Origin of the sequence: Pseudodesulfovibrio sp., from assembly GCF_028692895.1 — a bacterium.
Taxonomy (GTDB): Bacteria; Desulfobacterota; Desulfovibrionia; order Desulfovibrionales; family Desulfovibrionaceae; genus Pseudodesulfovibrio.
Window position 1 is genome coordinate 1 of sequence record NZ_JAQUWN010000098.1, and the last position, 10,021, is coordinate 10,021.

A 10,021-nucleotide genomic window follows, 5' to 3' on the forward strand; every position below is an offset into this window, starting at 1 on the left:
CGCCCGCATGCCCTCCTCCCTGCTTTCCGGGCAGCGGCGCGAGCGCAACATCGCCTCCATGGTCGCCAACCGGCTGCCGCTCGACATGATCGAGCTGCTCAAGACGGCGGGCGCGCTGGGCGACGATCTGGGCTGGGAGGTCTACGCGGTGGGCGGCTTCGTGCGCGACATCCTGCTGAGCCGCCCCAACCACGACCTGGACATCGTGGTCGAGGGCGACGGCATCCGCTTCGCCAGGCAACTGGCCCTGCGCCTGGGCGGCCGGGTCAAGTCCCACCTCAAGTTCAAGACCGCCGTGGTCATCATGGACAGCGGCCAGCGTGTGGACGTGGCCACGGCCCGGCTCGAATACTATGAATATCCCGCCGCCCTGCCCACTGTGGAGCTCTCTTCCATCAAGATGGACCTCTTCCGCCGGGACTTCACCATGAACGCCCTGGCCCTGCGCATCAATCCCGGCCGGTTCGGCCAACTGGTGGATTTTTTCGGGGCCGAGCAGGACATCCGCAACAAGATCATCCGCGTCCTCCATTCCCTGAGCTTCGTGGAGGACCCGACCCGCATCCTGCGCGCCATCCGCTTCGAACGGCGCTATGATTTCCAGATAGGCGGCCAGACCATGCGGCTTATCAAGAACGCCTTGAATCTCGAGCTGTTCAGCAAGCTTTCCGGCACCAGGGTGATGCATGAGCTGCGCCTGATCATGGAGGAGGAAGACCCGCTCGCCTGCCTGAACCGCATGGAAGAGCTGGGGATCATGGAGGCCATCCACCCGGAGCTCAAGCTGAGGAACGACCGGGTTCAGGTCTTAATGGAACTGGTCAAGGTCAAACACTGGTACAAGCTTCTCTACCTCGACCCGCCGGTGATAACCTGGAAGCTCTATTTCCTGGCCCTGACCATGGGCGTCAAGCGCGAGGACATCGCCGGAGTCACCCGCCGTCTCCACTTCACGGACAAGGAGGACCGCGAGTTCCGCCAGCTCCGGGACCAGGTGGGCGACGCGCTGATGCGCCTGATGGGCTGGAACGAGGAGACCGCCGGGCTGAGCGGGCTCTACACCATCCTGAACCCCATTCCGGTGGAGGGCGTTCTCTTTCTGATGGCCCGCAGCAAGAAGGAGTACATTCGGCGCAATATTTCACAGTATCTCAGCAGGCTGCGCTACATCAAGATCGAGATCACCGGCCGGGACCTCCAGGAGATGAACATCGCGCCCGGCCCCGTGTACGCGGCCATCCTGGAGAAGGTGCACATGGCCAAGATCGACGGCAGGGCGGAAGGCCGCGAGGAGCAGCTCGCCCTGGCCGGACGGCTGTATCGCACCATGGGGGCGAATAGCGAGGAGTGATGCAGCATTCCTGCTTGCCCTGCCGTTGCAAGCCGTGTAAAAAAATCAATCAATTGCATGTTCGTTAACCGGTATTGAATCAGGCGGTGCGGTTATGGAAGTTCTGTGGGCCCCCTGGCGGCTCAATTACATACTCGGTCCCAAGCCGGAGGAATGCGTTTTCTGCATCCCCGAGCACACGGACGAGGACGCCGAGCGGTGCATCCTGGCCAGGGGTGAACATTGCTTTGTCATTATGAATAAATTCCCGTATAACAACGGACATCTTCTGGTGACGCCCTACCGGCACGTCAGCAGTCTGCTCGACCTCACCGTCGAGGAGTCCAACGACTGCATGACGTGGCTTCGGCACAGCGTCTCCGTATTGGAAAAGGCGTTTCATCCTCATGGGATAAATGTGGGATTGAATCTGGGGGAGGCCGCCGGGGCCGGCATTGCGCAGCACATGCATTTCCAGATCGTGCCGCGATGGAACGGGGACGCCTCGTTCATGGCCGTGTTCGGGGAAACCTCCGTGATCCCGGAACACCTCGTGTCCACCTACAATCGGCTCAAGCCGCTGTTTGATGCCATCACAGCGTAAGGAGTGTCGCATGCGTTTCGTCAAAGTTGTATTTCTGTTGGTCCTTTTCGTCTTCTCCATCCTGTTCTTCAGCCAGAACAACGACGTTCTGCTGCAGGCGCTGACGCTGAAGCTCGAAATCCCCTACGTCATGACCCTGCACTCCATTCCCCTGCCCTTCGGCGTGCTGATCCTCGCGGCCTTTGTCGCCGGCTCCCTGCTGACCCTGTGCTACTTCCTGGCCGATAAGTTCCGCTCCGCCGCCAAGCTGCGCGAGTGCAAGACCCGGCTTGCCAGCCTGGAGCAGGAGGTCAACTCCCTGCGCAACATGCCCATCAGCGAAAGCCAGCCCTACGGCGCCTCCACCGAGGAAGCCAAGGAAGAAGGGAACTAGGCGGAAACCCATGGCCTGGAATCTCTTCGGTCGCAAGAAAGCCAACGGTTTCGAGAGAAGCCGGAAGGCCGTCCGCGAGGCCGGAGGCGGCGAGACGCTTCCGGTCCAGGATACCCGTGCGGCCATCGAAGAGCTGAGCCAGGTCGTCAAGAACGATCCCGAGGCCGTGGAAATCTACCTGGCGCTGGGCAGTCTGTACCGCTCCCAGGGCGAGATCGAGCGCGCCATCCAGATTCGCAACAGCCTGATCCTGAGGCCGGGCCTTGACCGCGAGTTCAAGGCCCGCGCCCTGTTCGAGCTGGGGCGCGACTTCCGCCGGGCCGGGTTCCTGGACCGGGCGGAAAAGGCGTTCCTGGAGTCACGCTCCCACGGGCATGACGTTACGGCCATCCATTACGAGATGGCCCGCCTCGCCGCCGAGCGGGGCAACTACGAGAAGGCCGCCGAGTCCTACGGCCAGCTCGGCCTGCCCCTGCCGCAGGCCCATTACCTCGTCCGGTTGGCCATGGACTATTTCGAGGAAGGCAACGATTCCCAGGCCCACCGGGCCCTGCGCCACGCCATCCGGGCCTATCCCGGCGCGGTGGAGGCGTGGCTGGAACAGATGATCCAGGCTTACAAGTCCGGCAGTGAACGCAAGCTGGCCGACATTCTGCGCAACGCGCTGGACAACGTGGCCCCGGAACTGCGCTTCGTTCTTCTGGAGGGGCTGCTCCAGACCCTGGACAGGGCCGAACGCGAGCGCGCCCTGCCCGCCGGGGACGAGGCCGCCTGGACGCATGCCTGCGCCGACGAGGCGGTGACCAAGGCCCTGCTCCCGGTCATCGATTCCCAGGAGCCCGACGTGCTGCTCCTCTACTACGGCGCGGCCTTCCTGCTGCGCGTCGGCGACGAGGAAAACGCCAAGATGTGGCTGGAGAAGGCGCTGGTCATGCACCCCGACTTCTGGCTGGCCCGGCTGGAGCTCTTCGAGCTGTCGCGGCCCGACCAGACCCTGACGCCCTTCTTCAAGGAACAGCTTTCCTTTTTCATGGACCGCGCCCGCAAGATCAACCGTTTTTTCTGCCGCCGCTGCGGCCTCAAGCGCGACCAGCTCTTCTTCAACTGCCCCCGGTGCCGTAGCTGGCACTCTATCGCCTTCCGCACGGACTTCACCCAGTAGGCCCGGCCGACCCGTCGTATTTTCGTGGCACAGACAAAACTGACCCCCATGCTCGAACAGTACCTCCGCTTCAAGGAGGAGAACCCGGGCGCGCTCCTGTTTTTCCGCATGGGGGATTTCTACGAGCTTTTCTTCGAGGACGCGGAGACCGTGTCCAGGGCCGTGCAGATCGCCCTGACCAGCCGCAATCCCAACAACGAGAATCCCATTCCCATGTGCGGGGTGCCCCACCACTCGGTGGAGCCGTACCTGACGCAGCTCCTCGACAAGGGCTACAAGATCGCCATCTGCGACCAGATCGAGGACCCCAAGGAGGCCAAGGGGCTGGTCAAGCGGGCCGTGACCCGGGTGCTGACCCCCGGCACAGTGGTCGAGGACTCGAACCTCAAGTCCAAGGAAAACAACTACCTGGCGTCCCTGTTTTGGGACGCGGCCAAGGGCGCGGGCGGCGTGGCCTGGCTCGACTTCTCCACGGGCCAGTGGTCCGGGCTGGAGGGCCGCCGCGAGCCGGAGCTTTGGCAGTGGCTGGTCAAGGTCAACCCGCGCGAGCTGCTCCTGGCCCAGGGCGGCAAGGTCCCGCCGCAGTACAACGAGCTTTCCGCCCAGGTGACCTCGGTCCCGCCGGGCCTCTATTTCGACGCCGCGGCCTCGGCCCGGCGCATCAACGAGCTGCAGGGAACGGCCGGGCTGGCGCTGCACGACCTGGACAACAAGCCCGAGCTGGTCCGGGCCTGCGGCGCGCTGCTGACCTACCTGGAGCACACCCAGAAGGGCGAGTTCGGCCACCTGGGCGAGTTCCGGCCCGTGAACCTGGGCCGCCACCTGCTCCTGGACGAGGTCACCGAGCGCAACCTGGAGATCTTCCGCCGTCTGGACGGCCGGTCCGGCAAGGGCACGCTCTGGCGGGTCCTGGACCGGACCTTGACCCCCATGGGCGGACGTTTGCTGGAGGCGAGGCTGCGCCAGCCCTGGCGCGAGCTCGCGCCTATCGAGAAGACCCAGCAGTGCGTGGCCTTCCTCTTCGCCCGCGACCCGTTGCGGGCGGACCTGCGCGCCGCCCTGAACTCGATCTACGACCTGGAGCGGCTCTCCACCCGCGTCTTCCTCGGCCGGGCTACGCCCCGGGATTTCGCGGCCCTGCGCCAGAGCCTGCCCATGCTGGTCCGGCTGCGCGTCCTGCTGGAGGGCCAGGACCTGGCCGACGCCGCGGAACTGCGCCGGGTGCTGGACGGCTGGGACGACATGGAGGACCTCTCCACCCTGCTCGCCTCGGCCCTGGTGGACTCCCCGCCCCCGGTGATCACCGACGGCGGCCTGTTCCGCAAGGGGTTCGATCCCCGGCTGGACGAGTTGATCGAGCTCAACGAGCATGGCGAGGACCGGCTGAACGCGCTGCACCGCCGCGAGGTGGAGCAAAGCGGCATCCCCAAGCTCCGGCTCGGCTTCAACAAGGTTTTCGGCTATTATTTCGAGGTGTCCAAGGCCTACAAGGGCCAGGTGCCGGACCACTTCGTCCGGCGGCAGACCCTGGTCAACTGCGAGCGGTACATCACGCCGGACCTCAAGGAGATGGAGGACCGCATCCTCTCGGCCTCCGAGGAGCGCAAGCAGCTCGAATACGCCCTGTTCCAGCAACTGCGCGAGCGCCTAGCCGCCGCGCGGACCCGTTTCCTGTTCATGGCTGACGCCGTGGCCGCCCTGGACTACTGGCAGGGGCTGGCCGAGGCCGCGCGGGTCAACGAGTGGAACCGCCCGGAGCTGCACGAGGGGCTGGAGATCGAGATCGAGGCCGGGCGGCACCCCGTGGTGGAGGACGCCATGGGCGCGGCCAACTACATCCCCGGCGACCTGACCATGGGCCGCGACAAGCGCATCCTGCTCATCACCGGCCCGAACATGGCGGGCAAGTCCACGGTGCTCCGCCAGGTGGCCATCCTGGTCATCATGGCCCAGATCGGCTCCTTCGTCCCGGCCCGGCGGGCCCGGCTCGGCCTGGCGGACCGCGTCTTCTCCCGCGTGGGCGCGTCGGACAACCTGGCCCAGGGCCATTCCACCTTCATGGTGGAGATGACCGAAACCGCGCGCATTCTGCGCCAGGCCACCATGCGCAGCCTGGTCATCCTGGACGAGATCGGCCGGGGCACCAGCACCTACGACGGACTCTCCCTGGCCTGGGCCGTGGTGGAGGAACTCTCCACCAGGGCTCGCGGCGGCATCCGCACCCTTTTCGCCACGCATTATCATGAGTTGACCGCCCTGGAGGGCAAGATCGACGGCCTGCGCAACCTGAACATCGCGGTCAAGGAATGGAAGGGCGATATCGTCTTCCTGCGCCGCCTGGTGCCCGGTCCGGCGGACCGCAGCTACGGCATCGAAGTGGCCAAGCTGGCCGGGGTGCCGAGAAGCGTCGTGGACCGCGCGCGGGAAATCCTTGCGAACCTCGAAGAAAAATCGCAGGATGAACGTTCCGGGGGGGCCGTACAGCGCGCGTCGCAACGGCTGCTGCCCGGCTTTGGAGCCCCGCCCATCGAGATCGGCCCGGAGCTCACCGAGCATCCGATCATCACCCAGTTGACCGAACTCGACGTGGACGGCATGACGCCCATCCAGGCGCTGATGCTCCTCAACCAGTGGAAGGACATGATAAAGGGATAGCATGCGCCGGAAGACCGCCCTGCCCCTCCTGCTGGCGTTTCTCGTCGCCCTGCTCGCCTCGGGCTGTGCTCTGGGCAAGAAGGAATGGCCCGAGCCGCAACTGCGGGAAGACAATTTTTCGCTGAAGCTGGCCGCCGCTGAAAAGCGGGACGGCTGCCTGCTCCTCGACGTCATGGTCGCCGGGGCCAAGGAACGGCTCTACCGGGTCAGCATCGAGTATGAGGCCGTGGGAGACGCCGAGGGCGAGGGCTGCATCGGCTGCCCGTTTGTGCCGCGCAACGCCAAGCACATCACGCGCGACAGCGCCGAGTTCAAGCTGGAGGGCCGCCGCCTCTCCATTTCCCTGTGCGGGCTGGACCCGTACAAGACATATCGCTTCCGGGTCACCGGGCAGAGCGAACTGCCGACAGTTCCGTTGGTTCACACGGATGTCTATATTACCGAAAACTAGTTTTCTGCGAGGAGAACCCATTCATGCATCATTTCCAGTACCGTGACGGCAGGCTGTACGCCGAGGAAGTCAGCGTAACCGCCCTCGCCGAGGAATACGGCACCCCGCTGTACCTCTATTCGGCCGCCACGTTCCGCCGCCATTTCAAGGCCTTCGACTCCGCCTTCGACGGCATCGAGCACCTGACCTGCTTCTCGGTCAAGGCCAACTCCAACCTGGCCGTGCTCAGGCTGCTGGGCGAGATGGGCGCGGGCATGGACATCGTTTCCGGCGGCGAACTCTATCGCGCCCTCAAGGCGGGCGTTCCGGCCGGGCGCATCGTATACTCCGGCGTGGGCAAGCGCCCCTCGGAGATCCGCGAAGCCCTGGAGGCGGGCATCCTGATGTTCAACGTCGAGTCCGTGGCCGAGCTGCACAAGATCAACGAGGTGGCCGGGAGCATGGGCAAGACGGCCAAGATCAGCTTCCGCATCAATCCCGACGTGGACCCGCAGACCCATCCCTACATCTCCACGGGCATGAAGAAGAACAAGTTCGGCCTGGACATCGACCACTCCCTTGAGGCCTACGAACTGGCTGCGGGGATGGAGCACATCGACCCTGTCGGCATGGATTGCCACATCGGCTCCCAACTGACGAGCCTCGATCCCTTCCTGGAGGCCCTGGACAAGCTCCTGGTCTTCTATGGCCGCCTCAAGGACATGGGGCTGAACATCACCTACCTCGACCTGGGCGGAGGGCTCGGCATTCCCTACGACTCCGAGGAACCGCCCCACCCCTCCGAGTTCGGCCAGGCCCTGCGCAAGCGGCTCGAAGGCGTGCCCCTGAAGCTCATCCTGGAGCCGGGCCGCGTCGTGGCCGGCAACTCGGGCGTGCTCATCACCGAGGTGGTCTACACCAAGTCCAACCCCAGCAAGAACTTCCTCATCGTGGACGCGGGCATGAACGACCTGATCCGTCCGAGCCTCTACGGCTCCTATCACAAGATCGAAGAAGTTGAGCACCACGGGCGTTCCGCCTCGCTCTACGACGTGGTCGGCCCCATCTGCGAGTCCGGCGACTTCCTGGCGCGCGACCGCGAGCTGCCCGAGGTCCAGGCCGGGGAGCGGCTGGCGGTATACTCCGCCGGGGCCTACGGCTTCGTCATGTCGTCCAACTACAACTCCCGGCCGCGCGCCTGCGAGCTGCTGGTGGACGGCGACAAGGTCACGGTGGCCCGAAAGCGGGAGACCTACGAGGACCTGGTCGAAAACGAGTGCTAACCAACGGGCCGGGGATTCGTCTCCGGCCCTTTTGTTCGAGGCTTCATGGCGCGACTGAACTCCTTCTTCCTGCCGCCCGAGGCGTGGCCGGGCCAGCCCGGTGAAACGGTCCGGCTGGACGGCGGCGAGGCCCACCACATCCACACCGTGCTCCGCTCCCGGGTGGGCGACGAGGTGCGTCTTTTCGACGGGGACGGCCACGAGGGCGCATTCCGCATCCTCGCGCTGCGCAAGAACCGGGCGGAGCTGGAGGCTCTGCGTCTGGACGAGCACACGGCCCCGGCCTCGGGCGTGACCCTGGCCATCGGCTGGGGCAAGTCCAAGCGGCGGCCCTATCTTTTTGAAAAAGCGGTTGAACTGAAGGCGCTCGGCCTGGCCTTCTGGACCGCCTCCCGCAGCCAGGGCGAGGTCCCGGACGACGCCAAGGAATCCTGGCGGGACAAGTGCGTCCAGGCGGCCAAGCAGTGCGGCAACCCGTTTCTACCCCGCCTCGCGCTGCTGCCCGGCGGCATTCCCGAACTCCTGGCGTTTGCGGCCGGGTTCGACCGATGTTATCTTGCCTGGGAGGCTGCGGAGGCCACTGCGCCGCTCACGCCTGGCCACCTGGCCGGTTGCCGCAGCCTGGTGGTCATCGGCCCGGAGGGCGGCCTGGAGCCGGACGAGGCCCGCGCCCTCATCGACGGAGGCTTCGCCCCAATGACGCTGGGGGACAGCATCCTTCGCTGGGAAACCGCCGCCACCTATTGCCTGAGCCTTGGATTCTTTGCCGGACAGGATATAAAATGAAGCTGGAAATAGAAGAGAATCAACCACTTGCCGACCGCATTCGGCCCGCCACCATGGAGGAGTTCGTCGGCCAGGGGCACATCCGCAACCGGATTGAGGCCTTTGCCCAGTCCAAGCGATTGCCCAGCCTGCTCCTGTTCGGCCCGCCGGGCTGCGGCAAGTCCACCCTCGCCCTGCTCCTTGCCTCGCTGACCGGCAAGAAGAGCCTGCGGGTCAGCGCGCCCGAAGCCGGGCTGACCGCCCTGCGCAAGCAACTGCCCGGCCACGACGTTCTCATTCTGGACGAGCTGCATCGCTTCTCCAAGGCCCAGCAGGATTTTTTCCTTCCCATCCTGGAGAGTGGCGAGATCACGCTGCTGGCCACCACCACCGAGAACCCGTCCTTCAGCGTCACCCGCCAGCTCCTCTCGCGGCTGCATGTCCTCCGGCTACGGCCACTGACCAAGGCCGAACTGCTTCAGGTGGCGCATCGCGGGGCCGAGGCGCTCTCCCTGGACCTGGAGGAGGAGTGCTACGAGATCCTGGCCTCCATGGGCGGCGGTGATGCGCGCACCCTGTTGAATTTGCTGGAGTACACGGCCGAGCTCCCCCGCGCCAAGCGCACGCCGGAGAGCCTGCGCGACTCCCTGCCCGAGATCGTGGTCCGGGGCGACCGCGACGGCGACTCCCACTACGAGCTGGCCTCGGCCCTGATCAAGTCCATCCGGGGCAGCGACCCGGACGCGGCCCTCTATTACCTGGCCTGCCTGCTGGAAAGCGGCGAGGACCCGCGTTTCGTCACCAGGCGACTCATCATCTCGTCCTCGGAGGACATCGGACTTGGCAACCCGGCGGCCCTGCCCATGGCCGTGGCCTGCCACCAGGCCGTGGAGGCCATCGGCATGCCCGAGGGGTTCATTCCCATGGCCGAAACGGCGGTCTACCTTGCCCTGTCGCCCAAGAGCAACTCCACCTACGCCGCCTACCGCACCACCCAGCAGGAGGTTCGCGAGAACGGACCAGCCCCGGTGCCGCTCCACCTGCGCAACGCCACTACCGCGCTGCAGCGCGAGTGGGGTTACGGCCACGGCTATCTCTACCCGCACAACTTCCCCAAGGCGTGGGCGGACCAGGACTACCTTCCCCAGGAGGTCAAAGGCCGCCGCTTCTACCACCCCAAGGAACAGGGTGAGGAGCCCAAGCTTCTGGCCTGGCTGCGGCAGTTCAAGAAGCAGTTCTAAGTGATCGTATTTACTTTGAAAGAAACGCCGACTTCATTTTGAAGGCGGCGTTTCTTCATGCGGCGCTTTAAGAAAAGTCAACCTCGTTTTGCGTAGAGTTTGCGCCATTCGTCCAGAAACAGGATGGCCGTGTCCAGGTCGGAAAGTGTGCCCTGCTGCTGGCGCACGGCCCAGACCA

At 65.1% G+C, this 10,021-nt stretch carries 8 protein-coding genes and 1 pseudogene; all 9 read left to right on the top strand.

Annotation, left to right across the window (positions count from 1 at the left end):
* A pseudogene (locus PHP91_RS16125) lies at positions 1-1,351 on the top strand (polya polymerase); the annotation flags it as partial.
* Between the two features lie 94 nt (positions 1,352-1,445).
* Positions 1,446-1,934, top strand: coding sequence for an HIT domain-containing protein (locus PHP91_RS16130; protein ID WP_300143109.1), 489 nt, complete (start codon positions 1,446-1,448; stop codon positions 1,932-1,934).
* 10 nt (positions 1,935-1,944) lie between these two features.
* Positions 1,945-2,307, top strand: a complete 363-nt coding sequence (locus PHP91_RS16135) for a LapA family protein (protein WP_300143111.1) — start codon at positions 1,945-1,947, stop codon at positions 2,305-2,307.
* Positions 2,308-2,317: 10 nt separating this feature from the next.
* Positions 2,318-3,469 (top strand): tetratricopeptide repeat protein, encoded by a 1,152-nt coding sequence (locus PHP91_RS16140; RefSeq protein WP_300143114.1) that lies wholly within the window; start codon positions 2,318-2,320, stop codon positions 3,467-3,469.
* A gap of 48 nt (positions 3,470-3,517) precedes the next feature.
* Positions 3,518-6,124 (top strand): DNA mismatch repair protein MutS, encoded by a 2,607-nt coding sequence (gene mutS / locus PHP91_RS16145; protein WP_300143128.1) that lies wholly within the window; start codon positions 3,518-3,520, stop codon positions 6,122-6,124.
* A gap of 1 nt (position 6,125) precedes the next feature.
* Complete coding sequence (locus PHP91_RS16150; RefSeq protein ID WP_300143117.1) at positions 6,126-6,575, top strand: hypothetical protein; 450 nt, start codon at positions 6,126-6,128, stop codon at positions 6,573-6,575.
* Between the two features lie 23 nt (positions 6,576-6,598).
* Positions 6,599-7,837: a diaminopimelate decarboxylase gene (gene lysA, locus PHP91_RS16155; protein WP_300143120.1), complete on the top strand. Its 1,239-nt coding sequence runs from the start codon at positions 6,599-6,601 to the stop codon at positions 7,835-7,837.
* 45 nt (positions 7,838-7,882) lie between these two features.
* A complete protein-coding gene (locus PHP91_RS16160) occupies positions 7,883-8,623 on the top strand; it encodes an RsmE family RNA methyltransferase (protein WP_300143123.1) in 741 nt (246 codons plus the stop codon).
* Positions 8,620-9,843, top strand: coding sequence for a replication-associated recombination protein A (locus PHP91_RS16165; RefSeq protein ID WP_300143125.1), 1,224 nt, complete (start codon positions 8,620-8,622; stop codon positions 9,841-9,843). Before PHP91_RS16160 ends, PHP91_RS16165 begins: the two co-directional genes overlap by 4 nt.
* The last annotated feature ends 178 nt before the right edge of the window (positions 9,844-10,021 follow it).

Excerpts from the sequence above, each read along its gene's own strand:
- lysA (WP_300143120.1), top strand. The coding sequence starts at position 6,599 with ATGCATCATTTCCAGTACCGTGACGGCAGGCTGTACGCCGAGGAAGTC.
- PHP91_RS16140 (WP_300143114.1), top strand. The coding sequence starts at position 2,318 with ATGGCCTGGAATCTCTTCGGTCGCAAGAAAGCCAACGGTTTCGAGAGA.
- PHP91_RS16150 (WP_300143117.1), top strand. The coding sequence starts at position 6,126 with ATGCGCCGGAAGACCGCCCTGCCCCTCCTGCTGGCGTTTCTCGTCGCC.
- PHP91_RS16130 (WP_300143109.1), top strand. The coding sequence starts at position 1,446 with ATGGAAGTTCTGTGGGCCCCCTGGCGGCTCAATTACATACTCGGTCCC.
- mutS (WP_300143128.1), top strand. The coding sequence starts at position 3,518 with ATGCTCGAACAGTACCTCCGCTTCAAGGAGGAGAACCCGGGCGCGCTC.
- PHP91_RS16160 (WP_300143123.1), top strand. The coding sequence starts at position 7,883 with ATGGCGCGACTGAACTCCTTCTTCCTGCCGCCCGAGGCGTGGCCGGGC.
- PHP91_RS16135 (WP_300143111.1), top strand. The coding sequence starts at position 1,945 with ATGCGTTTCGTCAAAGTTGTATTTCTGTTGGTCCTTTTCGTCTTCTCC.
- PHP91_RS16165 (WP_300143125.1), top strand. The coding sequence starts at position 8,620 with ATGAAGCTGGAAATAGAAGAGAATCAACCACTTGCCGACCGCATTCGG.